The organism is Bradyrhizobium sp. WSM1253, assembly GCF_000244935.1.
Taxonomy (GTDB): Bacteria; Pseudomonadota; Alphaproteobacteria; order Rhizobiales; family Xanthobacteraceae; genus Bradyrhizobium; species Bradyrhizobium canariense.
The window spans coordinates 6,358,404-6,382,632 of record NZ_JH600073.1 but is presented as its reverse complement, the minus strand read 5'-3'; the positions used below and the strand labels follow the sequence as shown (position 1 = coordinate 6,382,632).

General features: G+C 63.8%; 20 protein-coding genes. 8 read left to right on the top strand and 12 right to left on the bottom strand.

Translation table 11 applies throughout. From position 1 onward, the window contains the following. Positions 1-93 precede the first annotated feature (93 nt). Positions 94-1,323, bottom strand: a complete 1,230-nt coding sequence (locus tag BRA1253DRAFT_RS31125; protein ID WP_007600945.1) for a cytochrome P450 — start codon at positions 1,321-1,323, stop codon at positions 94-96. Positions 1,324-1,452: 129 nt separating this feature from the next. Between BRA1253DRAFT_RS31125 and BRA1253DRAFT_RS31120 the strand changes: the two genes are divergently transcribed. From BRA1253DRAFT_RS31120 to BRA1253DRAFT_RS31110, 4 genes are all read left to right on the top strand, one after another. Beyond that, positions 1,453-2,064 (top strand): TetR/AcrR family transcriptional regulator, encoded by a 612-nt coding sequence (locus tag BRA1253DRAFT_RS31120; protein ID WP_007600944.1) that lies wholly within the window; start codon positions 1,453-1,455, stop codon positions 2,062-2,064. A 182-nt stretch (positions 2,065-2,246) separates the two neighbouring features. Next, the gene (locus BRA1253DRAFT_RS42115) at positions 2,247-2,579 is read left to right on the top strand and encodes a hypothetical protein (protein ID WP_007600943.1); all 333 of its coding nucleotides are present in this window, start codon (positions 2,247-2,249) and stop codon (positions 2,577-2,579) included. Positions 2,580-2,639: 60 nt separating this feature from the next. Then, positions 2,640-2,993: a hypothetical protein gene (locus BRA1253DRAFT_RS42110; RefSeq protein WP_007600942.1), complete on the top strand. Its 354-nt coding sequence runs from the start codon at positions 2,640-2,642 to the stop codon at positions 2,991-2,993. 22 nt (positions 2,994-3,015) lie between these two features. Continuing rightward, entirely contained in the window at positions 3,016-3,438 is a 423-nt protein-coding gene (locus tag BRA1253DRAFT_RS31110; RefSeq protein ID WP_018454312.1) for a hypothetical protein, read from the top strand. Positions 3,439-3,530: 92 nt separating this feature from the next. Here BRA1253DRAFT_RS31110 and BRA1253DRAFT_RS31105 read toward each other — a convergent pair whose 3' ends face one another. Then, a complete protein-coding gene (locus BRA1253DRAFT_RS31105; RefSeq protein WP_007600940.1) occupies positions 3,531-3,986 on the bottom strand; it encodes a hypothetical protein in 456 nt (151 codons plus the stop codon). A gap of 137 nt (positions 3,987-4,123) precedes the next feature. After that, positions 4,124-4,585 (bottom strand): MarR family winged helix-turn-helix transcriptional regulator, encoded by a 462-nt coding sequence (locus BRA1253DRAFT_RS31100; protein WP_245286000.1) that lies wholly within the window; start codon positions 4,583-4,585, stop codon positions 4,124-4,126. Between BRA1253DRAFT_RS31100 and BRA1253DRAFT_RS31095 the strand changes: the two genes are divergently transcribed. Both BRA1253DRAFT_RS31095 and BRA1253DRAFT_RS31090 read left to right on the top strand, forming a co-directional pair. Next, the gene (locus tag BRA1253DRAFT_RS31095) at positions 4,584-5,642 is read left to right on the top strand and encodes an alpha/beta fold hydrolase (RefSeq protein WP_245285999.1); all 1,059 of its coding nucleotides are present in this window, start codon (positions 4,584-4,586) and stop codon (positions 5,640-5,642) included. The two genes, BRA1253DRAFT_RS31100 and BRA1253DRAFT_RS31095, sit on opposite strands and share 2 nt — an antisense overlap. Positions 5,643-5,698: 56 nt before the next feature. Then, positions 5,699-6,502, top strand: a complete 804-nt coding sequence (locus BRA1253DRAFT_RS31090) for an isocitrate lyase/phosphoenolpyruvate mutase family protein (protein ID WP_007600937.1) — start codon at positions 5,699-5,701, stop codon at positions 6,500-6,502. Between the two features lie 95 nt (positions 6,503-6,597). Here BRA1253DRAFT_RS31090 and BRA1253DRAFT_RS31085 read toward each other — a convergent pair whose 3' ends face one another. Genes BRA1253DRAFT_RS31085 through BRA1253DRAFT_RS31075 form a run of 3 tightly spaced genes read right to left on the bottom strand, consistent with a single transcriptional unit; the run spans position 6,598 to position 11,175 of the window. Beyond that, positions 6,598-7,902, bottom strand: a complete 1,305-nt coding sequence (locus BRA1253DRAFT_RS31085; protein ID WP_007600936.1) for a glycoside hydrolase family 130 protein — start codon at positions 7,900-7,902, stop codon at positions 6,598-6,600. Between the two features lie 43 nt (positions 7,903-7,945). Beyond that, complete coding sequence (locus tag BRA1253DRAFT_RS31080; RefSeq protein ID WP_007600935.1) at positions 7,946-10,222, bottom strand: glycosyltransferase family 4 protein; 2,277 nt, start codon at positions 10,220-10,222, stop codon at positions 7,946-7,948. Beyond that, positions 10,210-11,175, bottom strand: a complete 966-nt coding sequence (locus BRA1253DRAFT_RS31075) for a class I mannose-6-phosphate isomerase (protein WP_035994260.1) — start codon at positions 11,173-11,175, stop codon at positions 10,210-10,212. Before BRA1253DRAFT_RS31075 ends, BRA1253DRAFT_RS31080 begins: the two co-directional genes overlap by 13 nt. A 631-nt stretch (positions 11,176-11,806) precedes the next feature. Here BRA1253DRAFT_RS31075 and BRA1253DRAFT_RS31065 point away from each other — a divergent pair. Then, positions 11,807-12,091 (top strand): hypothetical protein, encoded by a 285-nt coding sequence (locus tag BRA1253DRAFT_RS31065; protein WP_157158654.1) that lies wholly within the window; start codon positions 11,807-11,809, stop codon positions 12,089-12,091. Between the two features lie 65 nt (positions 12,092-12,156). Here the strand turns inward: BRA1253DRAFT_RS31065 and BRA1253DRAFT_RS31060 are convergent, their stop codons facing one another. The 3 genes from BRA1253DRAFT_RS31060 to BRA1253DRAFT_RS31050 all read right to left on the bottom strand — a co-directional run bounded on the left by BRA1253DRAFT_RS31060 (position 12,157) and on the right by BRA1253DRAFT_RS31050 (position 18,833). Continuing rightward, positions 12,157-14,742, bottom strand: coding sequence for an EAL domain-containing protein (locus tag BRA1253DRAFT_RS31060; RefSeq protein WP_007600932.1), 2,586 nt, complete (start codon positions 14,740-14,742; stop codon positions 12,157-12,159). Between the two features lie 142 nt (positions 14,743-14,884). After that, the gene (locus BRA1253DRAFT_RS31055; RefSeq protein ID WP_088941181.1) at positions 14,885-16,177 is read right to left on the bottom strand and encodes an MFS transporter; all 1,293 of its coding nucleotides are present in this window, start codon (positions 16,175-16,177) and stop codon (positions 14,885-14,887) included. A gap of 265 nt (positions 16,178-16,442) precedes the next feature. Continuing rightward, positions 16,443-18,833 carry an EAL domain-containing protein gene (locus tag BRA1253DRAFT_RS31050; RefSeq protein WP_007600929.1) on the bottom strand — a complete coding sequence of 797 codons (2,391 nt, stop codon included), beginning with the start codon at positions 18,831-18,833 and terminating at the stop codon, positions 16,443-16,445. Positions 18,834-19,148: 315 nt separating this feature from the next. On the opposite strand from BRA1253DRAFT_RS31050, the gene BRA1253DRAFT_RS31045 reads away from it, so the two are divergent. Beyond that, on the top strand, positions 19,149-20,315 hold the full coding sequence (locus tag BRA1253DRAFT_RS31045) for an ABC transporter substrate-binding protein (RefSeq protein ID WP_035994256.1): 1,167 nt from the start codon (positions 19,149-19,151) through the stop codon (positions 20,313-20,315). A gap of 6 nt (positions 20,316-20,321) precedes the next feature. On the opposite strand, the gene BRA1253DRAFT_RS31040 is transcribed toward BRA1253DRAFT_RS31045, so the two are convergent. From BRA1253DRAFT_RS31040 to BRA1253DRAFT_RS31030, 3 genes are read right to left on the bottom strand one after another with little or no spacing between them, the layout of a single operon-like run. Next, a complete protein-coding gene (locus BRA1253DRAFT_RS31040) occupies positions 20,322-21,299 on the bottom strand; it encodes a hydroxyacid dehydrogenase (protein WP_007600926.1) in 978 nt (325 codons plus the stop codon). 12 nt (positions 21,300-21,311) lie between these two features. Then, positions 21,312-23,189, bottom strand: a complete 1,878-nt coding sequence (locus tag BRA1253DRAFT_RS31035) for a TRAP transporter large permease subunit (protein WP_007600924.1) — start codon at positions 23,187-23,189, stop codon at positions 21,312-21,314. 7 nt (positions 23,190-23,196) lie between these two features. After that, on the bottom strand, positions 23,197-24,228 hold the full coding sequence (locus BRA1253DRAFT_RS31030; RefSeq protein WP_007600923.1) for a TRAP transporter substrate-binding protein: 1,032 nt from the start codon (positions 24,226-24,228) through the stop codon (positions 23,197-23,199). Position 24,229 lies beyond the last annotated feature (1 nt).

Here is a 24,229-nt window from a genome sequence, read left to right as displayed (position 1 = left end):
CCCCGCTCTCGCCCGCGGCCATCCTTGGAGACGCCCGCCTTGCGGGCTCCTCAGGATGAGGGCCAATGCTCGCAGAATCAGTGCTGGCGGCCATCACCAGCTCGCAGGCAGCCGCTTCAGGCCGCGTAGTACGAAGGTCGGCCGCCATTCCGGGTTTTCGAGGTCGTCGATGCGCAGGTCGGGCAGCCGCCGCAACAGCGTGGCGATGGCGATCTCGGCCTCGAGGCGGGCCAATTGGGCTCCCAGGCAGAAATGGATGCCACCGCCGAACGACAGCGGCCTCACGTTCTGGCGGGTGACGTCGAGTCGGTCGGGCCGGTCAGGATAGACCGCCGGGTCGCGGTTGGCCGAGCCAAGCAGGCAGAGCACGGTCTCGCCCTTCGGGATCTTCGCGCCGCCGACATCGTCGATGTCCTCCAGCGCGACCCGCCCGGTCATCTGCACCGAGGAATCGTAGCGCAAGAATTCCTCGATCGCGCCCACCATCAGCTCAGGCTGCGCCTTCAAAAGCGCGAGCTGGTCCGGATTGCGATGCAGCGCCAGCAGGCCGTTGCCGATCAGATTGACCGTGGTCTCGTGGCCGGCGCCGAACAACAGGATGATGTTGGCGGTCAGTTCCTCGTTGGTGAGCTTGTTGCCGTCTTCCTCGGCTTGCACCAGCTGGGTGATGAGATCGTCGCCGGGATTTTTGCGACGCAGCTCGAACAGCTGCTGGAAATACATCTGCGCCATCATGTTGCCGGCGTTGCCCTTGGCAATCTCCTCCGGCGAAAGCGGCACGGGGTCGAGCAGCCGTCCGCCGTCGCGTGAGCTGTTATAGAAAGTCTCGCGATGGTCCTCGGGGATGCCGAGCATGTCGCAGATGATGGTGACCGGCAGGCGGAAGGCGAAATCCTCGATCAGGTCCATGTGGCCGCGTTCGATCACGGCATCGATGGTCCGGTCGACGATCTGCTGGATGCGCGGCCGCATGTCCTCGACGCGGCGGGCGGTGAAGGCCTTCACGACGAGGCCGCGCAGGCGGGTGTGGTCGGGCGGATCGGCCTGCAGCATCCAGTGGCTCATGCTGCGGAAGACCGGCTCCTCCATGATCTTCTCGCTATAGCGGCGCTTGGAACGCTCGACGAAATCCTTGCCGAAGCGCTTGTCGCGCATCACGAGGCTGACATCGGCATGGCGGCTGGTGACGAACTGGCCGAACGGCGTCACGTGAATCGGGTAGATCGCGCGGAGCCGGTCATAATGCGGATAGGGATCGCGGATGAAGTCCGGCGACAGCGGATTGAACAGCGGACCGCCGGCGCCTTGCACGTGCTCGTTCATGGTGACCTCATATCGGTTGCCGCATGAATCGAATACGCCGGGCAGCCCCTGTTGCGCAGCGTAACCATCCCTGAATTATCAACCCGATACATTGTTGTATCGAGTTGCATTCTGCCCTAACCTGCTCCGATGTCAAGGGTGAGAACCAGGCCGACCAGGGACGACACGCGCGACAGGCTGTTCGAGGCGGCCGCGCGCGTGTTCGAGGAGGATGGCATCGGCGGCGCCAGCATCGAGGCGATCGCAGCGGCGGCCGGATTCAGCCGCGGTGCGTTCTATTCCAACTTCAAGAGCAAGGACGAGCTGATCATCGCCATGATCGAGGACCATGTCGCGCAGTCGATCCGGCGCAACATGGACATCCTCGCGCAGCACGACAATCTCGACGACTTCATCGCAGCGCTGAAGGCGATGGATCGCACAAGGCAGGACCCGCTCGGCCGCTCGCCGCTGCTGCACATGGAGATGATCCTGTTCGTCGCGCGCGCCGAGAAGCGCCGGCCGGAGCTTGCAAAACGCCTGCGCGCCCGGCGCAAGCTGGTCGCCGACATCGTCGAGGCCACACTGAAGAGCAACGCAAAGGACGACACGCTCAATCCGCCATGGATGGCCTCCGTCGTGCTGGCGCTGGAAGACGGCTTTCGTCTGCATCGCCTGATCGATCCGGAGACGACGCCGGCCGACAGCTTTCTGCGCGCGATCACTGATCTGCGGCGCAGGACGGGATTGTCGTCGAAGTAGCGTTTGTTTTCTTCAGATCGTCGCGCTGTTCCCGCTCGACATCGGCGCGCCGCGCCGCTGGAACCTCGTCGCAGTTCTCGCGCGCATTTTCCACATCGTCATACCGATCCAAGGAACGTTTCTGCAGCTTGCCACTTTATCCCGGGCCTGTTTTGGCAATTTGATCATTGGAGGAGACAGCGATGAGGATTCTGAAATTGTCTGCGGCCGCAGCCGCGCTGCTGGCCGGTACCGCGCTCGCCGTGGCGCAGTCGAGCTCGACGGTCGGCACTGGCGGCTCGTCAGCCGGCGGCGGCACCAGCAACTCGACGATCGGTACGGGCGGTTCATCGGCAGGTTCGGGCAGCGGCTCAGGCTCGGCCTCGACGCTTGGCACCGGCGGCTCGTCGGCCGGCGGCGGCAAGAGCGGCTCGACCGTGGGAGCCGCCGGCTCCTCCGCGGGACATGCCAGCGACATGGGCATGGAAAAGGGCAAAGGCCACCACAAGGACGAGATGAAGAAGGACAAGGACTGACATCCCGGCCGGCGGAGCGGCAGCAATGCCGCTCCTTCGTCCTTCCTGAGGAGGACTGGCATGAACAGATCAATCGTTGCGATCGCAGTTTTGACTTTGATGAGCAGCGCCGCTGTGGGGGAAACCATGCAGAAAACCGGCAAGACCGCATCCGGCGAGACCTGCCGGGTCACGGTGGAAAAACATCCCGACGGCAGCATTACCGCGCTGGGGTCATCGGGTTCAGGCACAACCGGCTCGACCTCATCGAGCGGCTCGCTGTCGAGCTCGAGCTCGGCCGGCGGATCGTCGGTGCACGTCCAGGCCGGTGGCGGCAACGTGTCGAGTTCGTCCTCGACGGCCGGCGGCCCGGGTTCGACCAGTGCGAGCACCGTCACAGTCAACGGCTGCACCATCTCGACATCGTCGCCATAGCAAAAGGATTTCACAGATGAGAATGTTGATCGCGACCTCGTCGGTCGCACTCCTGCTCGCCGCCGCCTCGCCGTTGTCGGCGCAAACCAGCATGACCGGCGGCACCGGCGGCTCGGCTGCAGCCGGCGGCACCTCGGCCAGCACGCTCGGCACCGGCGGCACGTCGACGTCGGGCTCCGGACAGACCGGCTCGTCCATTGCAGCCGGCGGCAGCGCCGCGTCTGCCAACGGCAAGGCGCAGTCCGGCACCAGCATGAACAAGGGCAACGGTCCGGTGCTCAATTCCAATGCGCGCGCGCAGGCGCACGAGGGTGGTACGTTCAGCCGCTCCCACACCCGCACGAAAGTCAAGGCGGGCGAGGAGGTCGGGTCCACCACCAAAACCATGTCGCACGTGCCGGGCTCCAAGCCGACCATGTCGACGACATCGACGAACGTGCGCTGAACCATCCTCACGAGACTGCTGCCCGCGATTTGCGGGCAGTTTTTTCTTTGTGAGCAGATTTTTTTTGTAAACAGGTTTTTCTTTGTGAACGATCAACCGCCGCTCAGCGTGTGGCTGACGCGGGTTACGACTGCATCCCACTGCCGCTTCTCGGCGGCCGGGTAGTTGATCAGCACGCAATGCACGTAGCGGCGGCCAAAATTGCAGCGGTCGTACCAGATCTTGCCGCCCCGGGTGCTGGAGACCACGAAGAAGCGCGGCGTGATGCGCTTGTAGGTGATGCCGGACGGCGGATTCTTCCGCGCCAGGAAAGCCGCCGGTGAACTGCCTTCGTTCGGAACGGCCTGCACCGTCAAATCCGCCCGGCCGTCGCTGGTCCGGTACTGCATGCCATAGCCGTCGGGCCGACCGGCTTGCTCGGTGAAGATGGACGAAGGGATGTCGACACTGGTCCCGGTCTCGGGAATGCGATAGCCGCTCCAACTCTCCGCACCGGCAGCAGCCGGCAAGGCAGAGAGCATCACAAGGATGGCGGCGATCTTCTTCATCGTATGGCCCAGTTTGCGCTCGACGGCCGACAACGTGGAGAAACGCCGGACGTTCCTATCCGCGACGTGAACGCGCGTTGCGCCCCGAGTCGCTCGACCAGACCTCGCAAGCCGGATGATGGCGTCGAGTGCACCCGCTAGCGAGCGCGTTTGCCCTTGTCCGTGGGCAACGGGCAGTTCGTACAAGCGCTGTCGTCGCACATGCGACAGATCGTGAAGCGATCCATCTCGGACGTATCCTGCCGAGCCAACAACTCGTGGAGCAGCGTTTCGAGTCGTTTCGTTTCAGCCGGCGACAGCACATCCAGAAGCGACGCGACGGCCGAAATTCGCGACGTCATCAACTCGTTGCGGGTTGAGGCGCCCTTCGCTGTCAGGTGCAGAGCAACCTCGCGGCCGTCCTGTCCGGGCCGACGTTCGACCAGCCGATCCGACACCAGACGGTCCACCAGCCGGACCGTTCCTGAATGCGACAGGCCAAGGATCCGCCGCAGCTTGTCGTTGGTCATGCCCTGGCCATAGCCGATGACGATCAGTGCGGCAGGCGTCTCGCCGCCGCGGCCTATGACCTCGCGCGCACCCTGCTCGATCCGATCCATGACGGCGAGCGAAAGCGCCCCCAGCAAATTTGCGATTCCATTTTCCATGAGCCGGACAATATGTGCGGAGCGCACAAAAAACAACTTGACGAATATGTGCGCTCCGCACATATTTTGCCCGCGGGGCACGATGACATGGAGAATGACGATGAATATCGGGAGCGCGGCACGACAAGCGGATGCCCAAGCGAATACCAGAGGCATTGAACCCGCCTTGAAATACGTGCAGGCCAACGGCGTGCGCTTCGCCTATCTCGAACAGGGCGACGGCCCTCTTGTCATGTTCCTGCACGGCTTTCCCGACAATGCCTGGTCGTATCGAAAGCAGCTGCAGGTCTTCGCGGATGCAGGCTATCGTGCGGTCGCGCCGTTCCTCCGCGGCTATGCACCGACCGAGATTCCGGCGGACGGAGTTTTCGATCCGATCGCACTGGGCAAGGATCTCGAAGCCCTTATCGCGGCGCTGAGCGACGACGGACAGGCGCGCGTCGTCGGCATGGATTGGGGCGGCACCTCAACCTTTCAGGCGCTGGCCACGGCGCCATCGGCGTTCAAGGCCGCCGTGGTCATGAACACCGCACATCCGATTACAATTTCGAGCATCAGACGGGATCCGGAGCTCGTTCGAGCCGTCTTCCATGTCTATTTCTTCCAGCTTCCCGGCGCCGTATCCGCGGTCAGTACCGAGGGACTTCCCTTCGTCGACTATCTCTGGAAGCTGTGGTCGCCGACATTCAACAATGCCGAGCACATCCGTTCAATCAAGGAGACGCTCAGCTCGCCCGGCACGATGGCCGCGGCGCTTAAATATTACGGAGGCCTGACCGATGCGGGGCTCGCGCGCCGGCTGCCGATCAATGACATGCACACGCCGACGCTGACGATCTATGGCAGCAACGATCCGACCGCAAGGTACTCGGTCAAGGAGGAGCCGCTGTTCAAGGGGCCGCACCAGCGGATTGTCCTGCCCGATGTCGGGCACTTCCCGCACCTCGAGCGTGAGGAAGAAGTCACCGGCCTGATCATGGACTGGTTCAAGACGCACGCGCCTGACTGAACGCAGAGGGCGTGGCCCACAACATCCTTCGAGTTCTCTAATCCGGAGTACGCGCAATGGACGCCAAGACCCAACAGCAATATGCCGAGACGTTTCATGCCCTTCACAGGAAGGGCGATCCGCTCATCCTGTTCAACGCCTGGGACGCCGCCACTGCCAAAGCTATCGCGAAGACCTCTCCGGCCATCGCGACCAGCAGCAGTGCGGTCGCCTCCGCACTTGGATACGCCGACGGAGAAAATGTCCCGCTCGACATTGTGACCGGCCTGGTGTCGCGGATGACCGCGGCCGTCTCTGTTCCCGTCTCAATCGATCTGGAGGCTGGATATGGCGACACCCCAGAAGCCGCCGCCAGATCGGCGACCGAGATTTTGAAAGCCGGCGCCGTCGGCATCAATCTCGAGGACGGACTATCAGGGGGAAAGCGCCAACTCGTCAATCCCGAACGCCATGCCGCCAAGATCAAGGCCGTGCGGCACGCTGCAAAAGATCTGGGAGTTCAGCTGTTCATCAATGCGAGAACGGATCCGTTTCTGCTCAAATTCGGATCGCCGGACGAGTGCATGAACGAAGCGGCAAGCCGGGCGAAGGTCTATGCCGAGGCCGGCGCCGACGGAATTTTCGTGCCCGGCCTCACCGACCTCGCGCTCATTGAAAAGTTCGTTCAGCTCACGCCTCTGCCGGTCAACATCATGGTGACACAAGGCGTTCCCGCACTTCCGGATCTGGCCCGCGTCGGCGTTCGGCGGGTCAGTCTTGGGCCATGGCCGATGATGGCAGCGATGCGGATGATCGGAAAGGCCGCGGCCGCGGTCGCCGCGACCAAGCAATACGGCACGTTCCTGCAACCGGATGCCTGAGCCCGGACATCACCCGTTCGAAGCAATGTTCTGCGCCGACCGCTTCACGCTTTTCCAATCCATCGGATGGACATCGAGAACGGTCAGCGCAGTTCCTATGCACTACTGTCCATGGCCGCAATCAAGGATGCAATCTCGATGGTCGCGAAATTGCAGAAGCTGTCGGAGACCGCGTAGGGGAAGATGATCTTGTCGCGGTGGCGCATCGCGCCGCAGGTGTAGACGACGTTCGGAACATATCCTTCGCGTTCGGAAGGGTCCGGGCGCAATAGCGGCTCGCGCAGGCGGCCGAGCACCTTCGAAGGGTCGTTCTTGTCCAGCAGCGCGGCCCCGATCGAATATTTCCGCACAGGGCCGACACCGTGCGTCAGCAGCAGCCATCCCTCATCGAGCTCGATCGGAGATCCGCAATTGCCGATCTGCACGAACTCCCAGGGGTATCGCGGCTTCAGGATCGGCTGCCCGCCATCCCACGTATGGAGATCGTCGGAAAAGATCAGATAGAGGTTCTCGTTATCCTGGCGCGCGATCATCGCATATCTGCCCCCGACCTTGCGCGGGAATAACGCCATGCCCTTGTTGCGCGCGGCATTGCCCTTCAGCGGCGATAGCCGGAACGATACAAAATCGGACGTCTCGATCAGCTCCGACCGGATCGCCCGTCCACTACAGGCGGTGTAGGTCGCGTAGTAGATCGTCTTGCCCGCGTTGCTGAAATGCACAAAGCGCGCATCCTCGATCCCGTTCGACTGCGCTTCGGTGACTGGAAAAATCACCCGCTCGCTAAGATCCTGCCCAGCCGCGAATGTAACATCAATCTCGTCGCCGCCGGCGCCCGATGTCAGCTTGACGAGATCGGGGCTGGATGCAAGACGCGCCGTCGCGTCGATCGTCACAGTCCCGTCTTCCGCAATAAGTCCCGAGCGAAATGTCAGCGAAGACACATGACCCTCGCCGACGGCACGAAGACTCAGGATGAAGCGGAGGCTGCCTTCCGGCGTTCCGGATTGATCGGGATGTGGCACGATACTCGGATTGAACAATGCCGAGGCCTCGAACGAATATTCGTTAAGAAAATAGGCGCCCGCGAGTTGGCGCTGCACCTGCGTGAATACAGCATGGTCGGCCAGCGCCTCTTCAATTTCCGCGGCGCGTGCCTCGAAAATCTGCAACAGGTTGCGGTGACGGCCGAGGAAATTCTCCAGAACGTCGGCCAATTGCCGGTCAGCCGTCTCGGGATCGAGCGCGAGGACCCGTTCGACGATATGGTTGGCGCGGGTCTTGTCTGTCGGATTGAGGTCGCGCGGCTCGGTTGCCGGCTTGAAAGGCCGAACGATGACACGGGTCGGATCAGGCCGCAGCTGAAGGGCTTGGCGTTTGAGGAAGGGAGATTGCGACAAAACGGCCTCGATGGGTTGAAGGAGGAAATTGTAACCGGCTCCGTCAGGCGACGAGAGGAGCAGGCTTGGCCCGGCTTTCGCTCAGGCGGGCAATTTGCCGAATCTCGGAAAGCCCAAGCAAATACGACACCACGGATTCCCCTCCGCGATTCTCATTGGGACGATCGGGGTGCAAGCCATCCCGGCAGCTTCCGGTTTCCAAATCGACCAGCGAGGCCGATAGATCGTTGCTGCCCAGAAACCACGCAAAGACCCGCGCGGCTTCGGCTTTCCACTCGACATCGTGATCGGCCCGCCATGCGGCAAGGCATGCCGCGATGGTCGCCGCGGCCTCCAGCGGCTGCTGGTCGAAGGCTTGCGAGGGTTGGCGTCGCTCACCAAATCCCGCCGTGCCGATCGGGCGGAATTGGCCCTTCGCCGAAGTTTGCCTCTTCACAAGCCAGCGCAGCGACTCCAGCCCGATATTGACATAGCGCGATGTCTTACTCGCCAGGCCCGTCATGATCAGCGCCTGGGGCAAGCGCGCGTTATCGTAGGCCAACCCATCCTCGAACCAGACCCAATCGCCTGTTGCCACGGTGTCGAAGATCAAGATCAACCGATCGGCAAGCACGGCACGCAAACGGGTCGCCTGGACATCGTTCGGGACAGCCGAGCAGTATGCATCAAGGCCCAGCAATACGAACGCCCACGCACGGGGCGAACGAAACTCTTCCGCTGTTGCCATCGCTTCAGAAAACAGCGCCGCGGCCCATGAGCGCCGCGACGTGCTGGCATCGGTCAACGCGCACACGCCCAAGGCCCAGAGCGTGCGTCCGTGACTATCCTCCGACCCCTGGTCCTCCAACCAGCAGCGGTTGAAGCCCATGAAATTGCGAAATCGTCGTGTATCCGGATTCCAGGCGTGCTGGACGAAGGCGGCAAATCGCGCCGTCAGGGCTTCCGGCAGCCGCTCTTCGCCCGGATTGTTGAGTGCACAGGCCACGAGCAGCGCCCGGGCGTTGTCGTCGACGCAATAGCCGTGGGCACGATCCGGCACGCTATGAACGGCATGCTGAAACAGTCCCGTGTCGTCACACATCGACAGGAAATGACCGAGCTGCATTTCCGGCGGGGCGCGGCTGTCGCGCAGCAGCGTACCAGTATCCGTGCGCGCAATGGTCTTGAGCCGATGCCGTCGGCCGGCGTTCTCGAAGACCGACATATAGCGTTCGGCGGTTCTTTCCCACGTCATCGCGCGGCTGCTCGAATAGGCGCGCTTGCGCATCGCCTGCCGAAGCACATCGTTGGTCAGCAACTTGGCGATTTCAATGCCGAGCGCTGCCGCATCGCCAAACGGAACCAGGATGCCGCGGCCATCGGCCAATAGTTCACGGGCATGCCAATACGGGGTGGACACCACGGCTTTACCGAGGCCGAAACTATAGGCCAGCGTGCCCGAGGTCATCTGGGCCTCACTGAGGTACGGCGTCACGTAGACGTCGGACATCGAGATGAAATCGAGCAGCGTTTTCTTGTCGACGAACTGATCGAGGAACACGACGTGATCCTCGACGCCAGCCTGGCGCGCGTGCGCCATCAGGGACTCACGATAGGCTTCGCCACGATCGCGCACGAGGTTGGGATGCGTCGCACCGAGGACGACGTAAACGGCGTCGGGTCGGGTCTTCAGAATCGAAGGCATCGCATCGATCATGACTTCGATACCCTTGTTCGGCGACAGCAATCCGAAGGTCAGGATGACCGACTTGTTGCTGAATCCGAGCGCAGCCTTGGCCGCGTCGGGTTCGACGAACGCAAATTCCGGGATACCGTGTGGGATGATTTCGATCTTCTCGTCAGCCACGTGGTAGACGGAACGCAACAACTCCCGACCCTTCTCCGCCATCACGACGACCTTGGACGAGCATTCGACGATGCGCGCGATGACGTCACGCTGAGCCTCCGTCGGCTCGGACAAGATCGTATGCAAGGTTGTCACGATCGGTATGGTCAGGCGCGACAGGAGCGCCATGATCTGGCCTCCGGCCTCGCCGCCGAAAATGCCGAACTCGTGTTGCAGCGAAACGGCCTCGAAGCCGCCGCTGTTCAGATAAGTGGCCGCACGGACATAATCATCTTGCCTGTCGTCGTTGATCTCCAGGCCCACGGTGGGAGGATAATCGTAGACCTGGCCGTGATCGGTCATCGCGACGATGACGGTCTCCAGATCACTCCGGGACGCCGCAATGGCGCTCTGCAAGTCGGTGGTGAAGGTCGCAATGCCGCAGCGGCGGGGAAGCGAATTGCCGATGAATGCGATACGATTTACGGCAGCCAATTTGGCGTCTCCGATTGTTTGAGCGCGGCGGTCTCGAAGGGAGACGCGACCAGGGTGCTGGGAAAGGCGTGCGGTGCGCGACTGGCGCTCGCGGCGCTGCGCTCTATCAACGCAGCGAGGTTTATCTTCGGGCCGGGATAGGCCAGTAGCGCTTTCAACCCGTTCGCACCGACCTCGATTTCCGCATGGTCGGCTTCCAGGAAGATCGCCTCCCCCGGCGCCAGCCTCGTCGAGCCGAGTTGGGCCTGGCCTTCTATCGCCAGCAGCCAGGTCTCTTTCGGTGCGTCGAGCATCCAAACGGAGCCCGGAGCAAGGTCAATTTGCTCCAGCGCAAAATATGAATTGACCGTGAGGACCGTTCGCGCGCCGCTCAGACGTTCGGACGGCAATTGGATCTGGCGCGGGCCTGCTGTCGCCACCGCGACGGCATTGTCGATGTGCAGTTGGCGCTGTCGTCCATAGTCGAACAGCCGGAACGTGGCGTCGCTTTGCTGCTGGATTTCGACGAGCACGATGCCGGCGCCGATCGCATGTACGGTTCCGGCAGGAATGAAAATGGCGTCGCCTGGATGAACCGGCTGCCAATCCACGATATCGGCGATCGAGCCGTCAGCGATTGCCGCTCGCAACTCTGCGGCGGAGCGCGGATGGTTCAGTCCCACCGCGACCCTAGCACCGGGGATCGCGGAGACGATGTACCAGGCTTCGGTCTTGCCGTTGGCAAGCCCGATCGAGCGCGCGAACGCATCATCCGGGTGAACTTGAATCGATAGCGGCTCGGAGGTGAAGAGCATTTTGAGCAGCAACGCCGTCTCCGGCCCAGCAAGGCCCGGACGCTCGAACCACAATTCCCCGATCGGGCCGTCGCTCGTCGACGCCAGGCTCCAGGGCCGCAGATCGAGACTGCCCCAGGGCTTCGGCTTGGTTCGCACGATAGCATGTTCGATCGTCAAGCGGGCCCCCAAAGGCTGTGCGATCAATCGTTGACTGTTCGTGCCGGGCGCGGGCCGGTCCAGGGCGGAAGCGCATCCCATTCGGCCCTTCGCATGCGGCGCTCTTCATCGCCGACCTTCACGAAGACAAACGGAGCGTCGTCCTGCCCGGTCTTCGATCCCGTGAATGTGGCCGGAAGCCCGTTCGAATTTCGGATCGTTGCTGTGTTTGCCACGTAGCCTCCTGACGACCTGCGTGCGAGATCGCTGCTGCAGATCAATTGAAAATGGATTCCGCTGCATGAAGGCCGACGCAGCGACCCGCAGCGGCACCGGAGATACCAATCAGTCCAGGAGATTTGTATTTTGGGATATCGGACATCCGACCGCCTTCGTGGTTGAGGCGGGAGCGCAATGCTCTCAGTCACCGATAACTGCCAAGGGCGGGCGGCGATATCGAGCATATAGGAACGCTGTCGCCCAATAGCGAGACGAGAGCATCAATCAGATCGGCTTTATTAGCTGTATCTTTGTGTTGGCATTGCTCTATGGTCACACGGCCTGACGTCTGAGTTGACAGGGCTCATCGCTCGATTTCAATACTGGCCGGCTGATCCCCCTCTCAGAAGGGTTTTCGGCAATCGGATGTCGCATGGTTTCAACGGACCGTTTCCGGCAAGAGATTCGATCCCGGCTCGAATTGGCGAATGCGCAAGGCCTTAAGAACGTGACCATCGAGTGTGGCGAGCTTTACCGGTCCATGAGCCCGCTGCCCACGTTCAATCGATGGATGATCTTCTGCTGCAATGCTATGCGCGCGGAAATGGCCTTGACCGATCATTTGATTTTCGACGACAGGAACGAAAGCTTGCTGACCGTTCACTATGCATTGCCGCGTCAATGCCGACCAAAGCCAAACCAGGCACGATCGAAGTAACGCGTTTCGTTGATTTCGATGGCTAGCCCGTCGTTGCTGCCGTGGCGGCTCCGAGAGTAGACGCCCTACGCCGACCGCTTCACCGCAGTCGCGCCGGCCGGTGCAATGTCGAGACGAGCCAACATCGCCTGCGCCTGCTCGGCGCAGTGCTCGATCAGCCAGCGCTCGAAGGCAACAGGCGCGAGCGCGGGTGCGTAAAGAAAACCCTGCACGACGTCGCAGCCAAGTTCGGCCAGCACCTTGCGCTGCGCCTCGGTCTCGACCCCTTCGCCGACGACGGTCATGCCGAGGCCCTGCCCGACGCGCACCACGGCGGTGGCGATCGCGAGCGCGCCGGCGTCACGCTCGATGTCGCGCATGAAGCTGCGGTCGATCTTGAGCTCGCGGATCGGCAGATGGGCGAGCCGGCTGAGGCTGGAATAGCCGGTGCCGAAATCGTCCACGGAAAGCCCGACGCCGAGCTCCCGGATCGCATTCATCGTCTCGAGCGCGGCGACGCTGTCCTGCATGAACGCGCCCTCGGTGATCTCGAGCATCAGCGCATCCGCCGGCAGATCGTATTCGGCGAGGATGTCCTTGAGCCGCGCGGCCAGCGTGACGCTGCGGAAATTGATCGGCGACAGGTTCACCGACACGGATGGAATGCCGAGCCCGGCGCGGCGCCAACTCGCCATCTGCCGGCAGGCCTCGCGCACCGACCACAGGCCGATCTGCTCGATCAGGCCGCACTCTTCGGCGAGCGGGATGAATTTTGCCGGCGAGACGTCGCCGAGCTCGGCATCGTGCCAGCGCGCCAGCGCCTCGACGCCATGGATCGCGCCGTCGCAGCTGCGGATCTGCGGCTGATACCTGAGGGTCAGCGCCCCCTCGGCGATGGCGCGGCGCAGCGCCGCAATCAAGGCCAGCCGCTGCTCGGTGAGCCCGTTCATCTCGGCGCTGAACAGGCGATGGGTCGAACGTCCCGCCTGCTTGGCCATGTACATGGCCGCGTCCGCCTGTTGCATCAGGGTGTCGATGTCGGTCGCATGATCGGGATAGAGGCTGACGCCGATGCTCGCCGACATCTGCAGCTGCCTGGAGCCGAGCCGCAGCGGCGCCGCTAGCGCTTCGGTAATTCCGGCCGCGACGCGCTCGGCACCCTCGGCGTTGCGCCGCGGCAGCAGGATGACGAACTCGTCGCCGCCGAGCCGCCCCAGCATGTCCTCGGGTCCGATCTGCTCGCGCAGGCGCTGCGCCAGCTGGATCAGGAGCTCGTCGCCGGCGGCATGACCGAGCGTGTCGTTGACGTCCTTGAAATGATCGACGTCGAGGAAGGCCAGCGCGACGTGGCTGCCGGTCGGGCAGGCATCGATGGCGGTGGTGATCAGGCGTCGCAATTGTGCGCGGTTCGGCAGACCAGTGAGGATGTCGTGATAGGCGAGCCGCGCGATCTCGGCGCGCGCTTCCTTGCGCTCGATCGCGAAGGCGCCGAGATTGACGCAGGCATCGACGATGCGGCGGTGCCAATTGCTCGGCGCGCGCGGCTCCCGGTAGTAGAAAGCGAAGGTGGCGATGACCCGTCCGTCCTTGGCCTTGACCGGCGTCGACCAGCATGCGCGCAGGCCAATCGCGAGCGGCATCGCCTTGTAGGGCTGCCAGCGCGGGTCGGTCTCCAGATCGGTCGCCAGCACCGGCTCGCCGTAGAAGGCCGCGGTTCCGCACGAGCCGACATTGGGACCAATGGCAATGCCCTCCAGTGCGCGGGAATAGTCCTCGGGCAGGCTTGGGCCGCCGAGCGGATGGATCAGGCCCGCGGCATCGACGTGAAGCAGCGAACAGACGACGTCGGGCGCGATCTGCTCGACACGGCGGCACAGCCGGTCTGCAATCTCGCCGATCGGAACCTCATCAGCGAGCGCGCCCATGATGAGCTGCTGGAGCGAGTGCAGCTGCTTGGTCTCCGTGATGTCCTCGAGCAGCGCGAAGATGTGCTTGACCTGGCCCTTCCTGTCGCGGAAGGCATCGATGCGGGCACAGACCCAGATCTCCTCGCCATCCTTGTCATAGGCGAGCATCTCGACCTCGCCGCGGTGGCCGCCATCCATCAGGCGCTTGACGAGCTTCGCAACGGCCTTGCGATCGGTGTGGCGGCCGGCGATCAGGCCCCGGGCACGGCGGCCTTCGGCTTCCTCGCTGGTGTAGCCGAACAGCGTCGTGAAGGCGGAATTGACGTAGACGATGTTCTGGTCGGTGTCGGTGATGAGCACCGCGCGGTTGGTCTGGTCGGAGACGGCGTGGAGAAGCCCGATCCTGACGCGGCGCTCGGCATCCGCGGTAACGTCACGCGCGAACACGATGCGATGGGTCACGCCGCCACTTGCAATGGATGAAAGCGAGATGGCCGCCCGGATGCGGCTGCCGTCGTGTCGCACCAGGCTGATCTCGTCACGGAATTCCGCACACGGTTCGGCCTGGAGGCATTTGAGGCTGAGAAGTCCGGCGTCGCGGCCGAGCACCTCAGCCCGTGCGAGTTTCCAGATCCGCTCTGCACCGGCATTGAAATGCGTGATGCGATACGCGCTGTCGACGATGACGATGCCCTCTTCGGCGCGTTCGAGCGCGGCCAACAGCACTTCCGGAGTTTCTGTCATGGGACAATCGGAGGCAGACATCGTTGGACCCGGAGGCATCGGGAAGATATGGCAACCGAGGCTAGCGCCGCGATGGTGTCCAAGACGTTTTTGCAGTCCCGTCGCAACGCGACATGCTTAACATTCCGCAAAAGACGCGAAGGTAATCCGGTGCGTACGGAACCTATTCGGCGCCGGTCCCAGCCTGAAGCTTGCCGGCGACGGCGCGCACCTTGCGCGGCGCGGCTTGCCAGATCGAGAGCGCCGACAATCCGCTCACAATGATGGCAACGCCAAAGGCGAGCGTGTAGTCGCCGACCCGATCGTAAAGCAAGCCGGTGACCCAGGGACCGGCGGCGCCGCCGGCCAATGCTGCCAGCATGATGGTGCCGAAGATGCTGCCTTGGTGCTTGCCCTGAAAAATCTCGAACACCACTGCGCCCATGATCGAGGTCAGGCCGTAGCCGAGCGCGCCTTGCGTGAACACCATGAGATAGACCAGCCACAATGACGGTTGGAATTTCAGAGCCATCAGCGCTGCGAAAGAGATCGCAAAACCCGCGCAGCTGATTGCCCATACCCATTCCCGCCCGATCCGGTCGGAGACATGGCCGAGCAGGATCTGGCCGGGAATGCCGAGCAGGCTGACGATGCCGAGCGCCCACACCGCGACACCCGGGCTGAAGCCGATGTCGAGCAGGAATTTGGTCTGGTGCACCTGCACCGCGTACCAGATGTACAGGCCGCAGAAATAGCCGAGCGCGATCCACCAGAACCGCGCCGTGGCGACCGCTTTCCGGAGTGTCCATTCGGTCCGGGCCCAGACGGGATCGACGATGTTGGAGACGGGTTTTGCGGCGCCTGCGGCCGGCGCGGCATCGCCGTCAGGCCGCAGGCCGATATCCTCGGGGCGCCTGTGCAGGAACAGATTGATCGGCGCCAGCACGATCAGAATCATCAGGCCCATCGCCGTGCAGGCCGTGCGCCAGCCGGTCTGTTCGATCAAGTGCTGCACCCAGGGCAGCAGCGTCACCGAGCCGATGCCGACCCCGGCGAAGGCAATGCCGATGGCGAGGCCGCGTGTGCGGATGAACCAGTTCGGCAGGAACAGCGACTGGCCGGAATAGCCGAGACACACCGAGCCGGCGCCAACCATGACGCCGATGGTGACGTAGAGATGCCATGGCTGGCTGGTGAGCGGCGCGAGCAGCAGCCCGCCACCCATCAGAACCACGCCGAGCTCCATCACCGCGCGCGGGCCGGCGCGGTCCATCAGCCGGCCGATCAGCGGGCTGACCATGCCCGACACCACGAAGCCGAAGGAAAAGGCGCCCGCGGTGACGCCGCGCTCCCAGCCGAACTCGGAGATGATGGGAGGAAAGAACAGCGAGAAGGCGGTGCGCGCGTTGACGCCGATGGCCATGGTGACGAAAGTCACCGCGACCACGACCCAGCCGTAGAAGAACGGAAGCCGCATTGTGTGTTTCATCCCTGGACGGTCCTTCCGACCATCCGGGACTGCCCGGGTCAAGCGCTTTTCGCGCATGCCCGTTGAGTAAGGTGATCGCGCTGGAAGAAGTACTGGCAAGCACCTCGCCTGCGGCCATCCTTCGAGACGCCCGCTTCGCGGGCTCCTCAGGATGAGGACAGAGTGTTTGGCGACAATTCAACAGGCCCCGATGCCACCTAGCCTCATCCTGAGGAGACCGCGAAGCGGTCGTCTCGAAGGACGAGGCGGGCGCTCAGGCGGCGTCGAGTTGGGATGGTTTGACGGGCACGTCGAACATGATCCGTTCGATCGGGTGCGGGCGGCCGAACAGATAGCCTTGCGCGAAATTGACGCCGAGCGCCTTCAGCCGCTCGTACTCCTCGCGGGTCTCGACGCCTTCGGCGGTGACCGACATGTCCAGCCCGCGCGCCAGCGTCACGATCGAGGAGATGATGGCGGAGCTGCGCGGCTGATGCGTGAGGTTGCGGATGAACGACTTGTCGATCTTGATCTTGTCGAACGGGAACGCGGTCAGGTAGCTCAGCGACGAATAGCCGGTGCCGAAATCGTCGAGTGCGAGCGCGATGCCGATGCTCTTCAGCCGCTCCATGAAGGCGTGGTTCTCGACGCCGCGTTCCAGCAGAACGGATTCCGTGATCTCAATCTCCAGCCGCCGGGGCGGCAACCCGGAATCGGCGAGCGCCGCGCTGATCATCTCGAACAGCTCGGCCTCCTTGAACTGGATCGGCGACAGGTTGACTGCAACCGCAAGGTCGGACGGCCAGCCGGCCGCGTCAGCGCAGGCGCGTCGCAGCACGAACTCGCCGAGCGGCACGATCAGCCCGGTCTCCTCCGCAAGCGGGATGAACTGGTCCGGCGCAATCAAGCCGCGCGTCGGATGCCTCCAGCGCACCAACGCCTCGAAGCCGCGCCGCGCGCCGCTGAGGGCGTCGACGAACGGCTGGTAGTGCACCTCGAGCTGACACCGCGCAATGGCGTCGCGCAGATCGCCTTCCAGCGTGCTGCGCGCCTCGAGCTCGGCCGACATCGCCTTGTCGTAGATGGTGAAGCAGTTGCGGCCCGACGATTTCGAGCGGTAGAGCGCCAGGTCGGCCTTCTTCAGCAGCTGCTCCTGATCGCTGCCGTGATCGGGCGCGATCGCAATGCCGATGCTGGTGCCGATCTCGACGCGGTGTCCGGGAAGAAGGAACGGCTCGGCCACAAGCTTGGCGATCCGCCCCGCCAGTTCGGTCGAGCAGACGCGCTGATCCTCGCAAGCTTCCTGGATGATGGCGAATTCGTCGCCACCAAGCCGGGCCAGCACGTCGCTGGCGCGCAGCGCGGATTTCAGCCGTTGTGCGACCTGACGCAGCAGCGCATCGCCGGCACCGTGACCGAGCGAGTCGTTGACGTTCTTGAAGCGGTCGAGGTCGAGCATCAGGATCGAGAAGGTCCGACCGCCGTCCTTCAAACGACCATTGAGCTCGTCGAGCCGGGCCAGGAAGAAAGCGCGGTTCGGCAATCCGGTCAGGATGTCGGTCTGGGCGAGTTCGAGCACCCGCCGGTTCGCCAGCGACAACCGCTGCGAATTGCGGCTTGCGAGCATGAGATAGGTCGAAAGCGACAGCGTCAGCAGCATGCCGACGATCAGCACCGCGCCCGCGCGATCGTAAGTCGTCTCCAACGGACCGCCGGCAGTCGGCACCGCCCGCACCTGCCAGTCGGTGTCGCCGATCTTGAGATTGCCCGACCAGTGCAGGGCCCGCGCGACGTCCCGCATCGACTGCGGCGCCGTGGCGGCCGACGAATAATCCGGCAGCATCTCCTCCAGGCCGACGATCTGCCACGCAAACGGCGGATAGACGTTGACGCTGACCGCGGGGCTTGCGCCGGTGGTCACGCGAATGGACTGGATCAGCAGCGGCAGGTCGAAGACGCCGACGACGAAGCCGGCGAGATTGCGGCGTCGGTCCACGACCGTGTCGCGCGACGTTCCCTTGGCGTAGACGGGAATGGCGACGAGAACGTCGGGCAACCGGCCGCCCGCCCTCGGCTCGAAGAGGCGGGTGCGAATGGCCGAGACCCGGTCGGTGTCGCGCGCGCGCTCGAGGAGCGCGCGGCGCTCCGGAACGGTCGCGTAGTCCATGCCGTAGACCGGAGACGTCTTCGGCTGGGTCGAGTAGAGCACCGGAAAATATTCGTCGCTCTGCGGCGCGGTCGCGAACCCATCGCCCTGGAGCGACTTGATGCGATAGCCGGAGACACCGTCCATGATCGCCGCGGCCTCGTATTCGGCGCGCTCCTTGCGGTTCACGCGCGGCACCCAGGAGATGCGCAGCATGCCGGGATGGCGCTCGAACAGGCGGGTGCTGAAGGTCTCGAATTCGCTGCGGGTGATCTCCTGGTTGGTCGATTCGAACAGGGTGCGTAGCGCGACGAGCCTGGAGATGTACTCGCCCATGCCGTTCTGCATGACGATCACTTCAGTCTCGGCCGCGTTCTCGAACTCGATCTTGTTGACGCGGCCTTCCCATCGCGCCACCGCGGCCGCGGCCACGACCGAAAACAGAAGACCTACACCGACCGCAACGAGCGCAGGGCGATAGAGCCCGAGCAGCGGCGCGGCACGCCACCATCCGGTCATTCGCCTCCGATCCTGATCGTTCTGATCCCGACCGTCCATTCAGAAACCGCCGTCCCCTCTCCCGGTCAACCGAACCTCTGGTTGAGCCGCCGGAGCCACTATCGGAACAGGACCGCGGTTAAGAACTGCACAATTTCAGGCGCCGGCTGTTCCGCATGACCCGCCTTAGTTAATGAAATGCAGGACGATGCGGACTTTGACGAAGCAAGTTGCCGGTTTTCCCCGGAGTAGTACGGAGCCATCGATACATCGCCGATTCATCCTGCGGCGATAGCTTTCCCGAAGCTACTCACCGCACCGGCAAGACTTTTCCTGATGTATCGATCTCGATCTGCGACGTCCATCGTCATGACCGTCGTCCTCCTGGCAGCAATCATGCTGCCGGCGAAAGCCGACGAGATCGGCGTCAGCGAGGATGCGATCCTGTTCGGCCAGGCCGCAGCACTCGAGGGTCCCTCCTCCGCACTCGGACAGCGGATGCGGCAGGGCATCGTCGCAGCCTTCACCGAAATCAACGCCAAGGGCGGCGTCCACGGCCGCAAGCTCCAGCTCATCAGCCGCGACGACGGCTACGACCCCGACCGCTCGGTAGCGCAGACGCTGCAGCTGATCGAGGACGACAAGGTGTTTGCGCTGATCGGTGCGGTGGGCACACCGACCGCGGTGGCGACGATACCGATCACCAGCGCCAGGAACGTGCCCTTCATCGGTCCGTTCAGCGGTGCCGAGTTCTTACGCGACCTCGAGCTCGCCAACGTGGTCAACATCCGTGCGAGCTATGGCGCCGAGGCCGAGGCATGGGTCAAGCACCTCACGGAGGATCGCCATTTCACCCGCATCGCCATTTTCTACCAGGACGATTCCTTCGGGCGCGACGGTCTTTCCGGCGTGAAGGCCGCGCTTGCCAGGCGCGGCCTCGAGCTCGCCGCCGAAGGCACCTTCGAGCGCAACACCCGCGCCGTCGCTTCGGCCTGGCGCACGATCAAGCGCGTCGAACCCGAGGCGATCGTCATGGTCGGGACCTACGGTCCCTGCGCCGAGTTCATCAAGCTCGCGCACCGCAGCGGCGCCAATCCGACCTTCGTCAACATCTCTTTCGTCGGCGCCGTTGCGCTCGCCCGGGAGCTCGGCCCCGAGGGCGAAGGCGTCGTCGTCACGCAGGTCGTGCCGTTTCCCTGGGACCGCTCGCTCAAGCTCGTCGCCGACTATCAGGCCGCGCAAACCGCGTTCGACCCGACGCTGACGCCGAATTTCGTGTCGCTCGAAGGCTACATCGCCGGCCGTCTCGCGGCCGCGGCGCTGGAACAGGCCGGACCGCAACCGACCCGCGCGAGCCTGCTGCGCGCGATCAACGATGTCGGCCGCTTCGACATCAGCGGCAGCACCGTCACCGTCGGCATGCGCATGATCGACGCGCCACCAAAGGTGTTTTTAACGGTGATCCAGAAGGACGGGACGTTCAAAGCCGTGGACCGGCTGTAGAGCGGATCACGGCCGCCGCGTCCAGCGCTCGGCGTTGACGGCGCCTTGTGGGGCCTCGCCTTTGACGATCGCCTCGACCTGGCGCACGGTTTCCAGCGACTGATATTCGATCGCCTGCGGCGTCAGGCCGCCGACATGCGGCGTGGCGATGACGTTGGGATACTTCGCAAGCTCCGGATTTGGCATCTGGTCAGGCGCGCGGCCGACATCCATCGCGGCACCCGCGATACGATATTCAAGCAGCGCCTTCGCCAGCGCCGCTTCGTCGACGAGATTGCCGCGGGAGAGATTGACGAAGACCGCATGCTTCTGCATGCGCGCCAGCGCCGCCTCGCCGATCAGGTTTTCGGTCTGTTCGTTGGCGATGGCAAGGCAGACGACATAGTCGGACGCGGCGAGGAGCTCGTCGAGGCCGACCTGCCGGATGGCGCTGTCGCTCACGGTGGCAAACGGATCTGCGACCAGCACCTCCATGCGCATCACCTTGGCGATGTCGGCGAGGTAACGCCCGATGCTGCCATAGCCGATGATGCCGATCTTGCTGCCGGCCAGCTGACGGCCCATCCGGGCTTCCGGCCTGCGACCGGCGTGATAATCGGCCGTCGCTCGGGACACGCCGCGGGAGAGATCGACCATGAAGCCAACCGCGAGCTCGGCAACGGCTTGCACGAAGCCGGGCCCGGCGCGGGTCACGAGCACGCCGGCGTTCGAGGCGGCCTCGATATCGACATTGCGAATGTCGACGGCGCAGCGGACGAAGGCGCGCAGGCGCGGCAGTTGCGCAAAGATCTCGCCGCGGCCCTCGGTCATGCGGTCGGCCACGATGATGTCGACATCTTTGGCAGCGCGCACGAGGCTGGCTGAGACCAGCGTCTCATCGCTCTCGTGCAGCACCACCTCGGCGGCCGCGCGCAAACCGTTCAGGCTGCGATTGCCGTAGTAATTGCGGCGCATCTCCGGCGTGTGGGCCAGCAGGACTTTCACGGCAAGACTCCTTCAGTAGCCGAACGCGCGCGGCAATGCCGTGCTGAGCCATGGCACGAACGCGATCACGAGCAGGCAAAGGAACAACAGGCCAAGATAGCCCATGATCGGCTTCACCGTCTGCTCGATCGGCACGTTGCCGATCAGGCAAGCGCCGTAGAGCCCGAGCCCGAGCGGCGGCGCGAACAGGCCGATGCCCATCGCGATCACGAGCACGACGCCGAAATGCAGGGGATCGATACCGAGCTGCACGGCCACCGGCAGCAGCAGCGGCCCGAAGATGATCAGCGCGGCCGCGCCCTCCAGCACCGAGCCCATCACGATCAGCACGGCGATCGCGAGCAGGATGAACAGCCAGGTGCCCGAGGTCTTGGACAGTCCCAGCATGAAATCGCCGACCGCATGCGGCACCTGCTGCAAGGTCAGCGTGAACGCCAGCGATTGCGCCGCCGCGACGATGAACAGCACGAGCCCCGCGCGCGTTGCGCCCTGGACGAAGCTGTGCGCAGCCGATGTGAAGCTGAGCTCGCGGAACACCACGCTGCCGACGACGAGCGCATAGGCCACCGCGAAGGCGGATATCTCGGTCGCGGTGGCAAAGCCGCTCTTGAAGCCGAAGAAGATCATGAAGATCAGGCCGAACGAGGCGATCGCGCCGCTCCACAGGCCCGACACCGGCATCTGCGGCGCGATGTCCTCGGCATCAGCCGCAGTCTCAGCCGGAGTCTCAGTCGGCGTCTTGCCGAAGATGATGGAGACGGCGATCAAGGCCAGCGCCATCAGCGCGGCCGGCAACAGCCCTGCGACGAACAGGCCGCCGATCGACAAATTCGCGACGAAACCCAGGATGATCAAATTGATGCAGGGCGGAATGGTCTCCGCCATCACCGCGGAGGCCGCGAGCAGCGCCACGGCACCGCCCGGATTCTGCTTGGAGCGGCGCGCGGCCGGAATCAGCACGGAGCCAACCGCGGCGACATCGGCCATCTTCGAGCCGGAGATGCCGGAGAACAGCACCATCGAGGCCACCATCACGACGTTGAGGCCGCCGCGCATGCGCCCGACCCCACGCTGCAACAGCTCGATCAGCCGCACCGACATGCCGTTGGCTTCCATGAGGTAGCCGACGAGAATGAAGAACGGAATCGCGAGCAGCACGAAATTATCGATGCCGCGCGCCATCTGCTGCGCGAAGATGACGCCGGGCAGTGCGCCCTCGACCCAGATGAAGATCAGCGCGGCCAGCGCTAGCGCAAAGCCGATCGGCAACCCGCCGACCAACGTCGCGAAGAAACCGATCAGCATCAGCGTGCCCGCCGAGGGCACCGTGGCGGGCGACAGATAATCCCAGGCGAGATAGAGGCCGGTCACGATGGCAACCGCGACGAGGCCTCTGACGATGTCGGGGAGCGGCCTGGCGCAGAGCTGGTCGATCGCAAACACCGTCATGAACAGCGCGCCGGCGCCCATCGGGTAGAAGGTCAGCTCCAGCGGCAGGCCCGACCCGGTGGTCTGGCCCGCCGTCAGCGAGCCGAGCTTGATGGAATTGTAGGCGACGTAGCCCGAAATCAGCACCACGAGCAGCGCACTCGCGGCGTCGACCAGCGCGCGCAGCCGTACCGGAGCCAGGTCGCGGAAGAAGGAGACGCCGACATTCTCGCCGCGCGCGAGCGCACTCGCCGCGCCGAAGAAGGCCGAGCCGACCATCAGGCCGCGCGCGACGTCGTCGGACCACTCCACCGGCGCGTTGAAGCAGAAGCGCAGCAGCACGGAACCGCAGACGACGACGAGATCCGCAGCCAGCAAAATGGCCGCGATCGCGTCGCTGAGGCGAAGCAGCAGGGCGATGCTCCCGTGGCGGCCGCCCGAGAGAGGTACGGCAGCTGTCATTGCCACGTCAGGCCTGCGTGGCGCGAATGATGTCGATGACGGCCTTGGATTCCGGCCGCGCCTTGATGAAGTTCTCGATTTGCGGCGCGACGCGCTTCTTGAACGCCTCGCGGTCGCATTCGGCCACCGTCACGCCCTTTTCGGTCAAGGCCGACAGCGCCTCCTTCTCGACCGCGAGCCCATGGGTCCGCGTGTCCGCCGCGGCCTTCTTCGCGGCATCGAGGAAACCGTCGCGCAGCTTCGGATCCATGCGATTGTAGGTCGTGTCGCTGAAATAGATCGCGAGCGGCGAGAAATTGTGCTGCGTCAGTGAATAGAATTTCGCCGTTTCGAAGAACTTGCTGGCCAGGATGGTCGGCGGATCGTGCTCCAGCCCGTCCAGCACGCCGGCCTGCAATGCCGTGTAGATTTCGCCGAACGCCAGCGGCGTCGCGGCGGCCCCCATCAGGCGCAGGCATTCCGTGATGACGGGATTTGGCAGGGTGCGGATCTTGAGACCGGCGAGATCTTCCGGCGTCTTCACCGGCTTCCTCGCAAGTACGCTGCGCGAGCCGAAATTATAGGCCCAGGCGATGATGCGGATGTTGCTGCCCTTGAGCAGCGCGTCCTCGATCGGCTTGGCCGCGCCGGCGTCGAACGCCTTGGTCTGCTGCGGAAAGCTCGAGAACAGAAAACCGAGGTCGTAGGTGCCGACCAGCGGCACCAGATTGGCCGAGATCGAAGAGCCCGACACCATGAGGTCGATGACGCCGAGCTTCACCGAGTTGATAACGTCGATTTCCTGACCCAATTGGTTGTCGGGAAAGAACGCGACGTCGATCTGCTCACCGAGGCCGTTCGCCTTCAGGTTCTTCACGAGATTGTCGTAATAGACACGGCCGTTGGCGAATTTGGGATCGTTCGGCAGCGAGGAGGAGCATTTCAGCTTCAGCGTCGCGGCTTCGGCGCGGCCGATGAGTGCGGGGGAGAACACGAGGCCGGCGGCAAGTCCCGTCGACGACTTGATGAACGCGCGACGGTTCACGGGCACGATGGACATG

Coding starts and splice junctions, on each gene's coding strand:
- BRA1253DRAFT_RS31125 (WP_007600945.1), bottom strand. CDS start 1,323: ATGAACGAGCACGTGCAAGGCGCCGGCGGTCCGCTGTTCAATCCGCTG.
- BRA1253DRAFT_RS31100 (WP_245286000.1), bottom strand. CDS start 4,585: ATGGATCGGATCGAGCAGGGTGCGCGCGAGGTCATAGGCCGCGGCGGC.
- BRA1253DRAFT_RS31030 (WP_007600923.1), bottom strand. CDS start 24,228: ATGTCCATCGTGCCCGTGAACCGTCGCGCGTTCATCAAGTCGTCGACG.
- BRA1253DRAFT_RS31050 (WP_007600929.1), bottom strand. CDS start 18,833: ATGACCGGATGGTGGCGTGCCGCGCCGCTGCTCGGGCTCTATCGCCCT.
- BRA1253DRAFT_RS31045 (WP_035994256.1), top strand. CDS start 19,149: ATGTATCGATCTCGATCTGCGACGTCCATCGTCATGACCGTCGTCCTC.
- BRA1253DRAFT_RS31110 (WP_018454312.1), top strand. CDS start 3,016: ATGTTGATCGCGACCTCGTCGGTCGCACTCCTGCTCGCCGCCGCCTCG.
- BRA1253DRAFT_RS31035 (WP_007600924.1), bottom strand. CDS start 23,189: ATGACAGCTGCCGTACCTCTCTCGGGCGGCCGCCACGGGAGCATCGCC.
- BRA1253DRAFT_RS31095 (WP_245285999.1), top strand. CDS start 4,584: ATGACGGCGAGCGAAAGCGCCCCCAGCAAATTTGCGATTCCATTTTCC.
- BRA1253DRAFT_RS42115 (WP_007600943.1), top strand. CDS start 2,247: ATGAGGATTCTGAAATTGTCTGCGGCCGCAGCCGCGCTGCTGGCCGGT.
- BRA1253DRAFT_RS31120 (WP_007600944.1), top strand. CDS start 1,453: ATGTCAAGGGTGAGAACCAGGCCGACCAGGGACGACACGCGCGACAGG.
- BRA1253DRAFT_RS31065 (WP_157158654.1), top strand. CDS start 11,807: ATGGTTTCAACGGACCGTTTCCGGCAAGAGATTCGATCCCGGCTCGAA.
- BRA1253DRAFT_RS31090 (WP_007600937.1), top strand. CDS start 5,699: ATGGACGCCAAGACCCAACAGCAATATGCCGAGACGTTTCATGCCCTT.
- BRA1253DRAFT_RS31055 (WP_088941181.1), bottom strand. CDS start 16,177: ATGCGGCTTCCGTTCTTCTACGGCTGGGTCGTGGTCGCGGTGACTTTC.
- BRA1253DRAFT_RS42110 (WP_007600942.1), top strand. CDS start 2,640: ATGAACAGATCAATCGTTGCGATCGCAGTTTTGACTTTGATGAGCAGC.
- BRA1253DRAFT_RS31105 (WP_007600940.1), bottom strand. CDS start 3,986: ATGAAGAAGATCGCCGCCATCCTTGTGATGCTCTCTGCCTTGCCGGCT.
- BRA1253DRAFT_RS31060 (WP_007600932.1), bottom strand. CDS start 14,742: ATGTCTGCCTCCGATTGTCCCATGACAGAAACTCCGGAAGTGCTGTTG.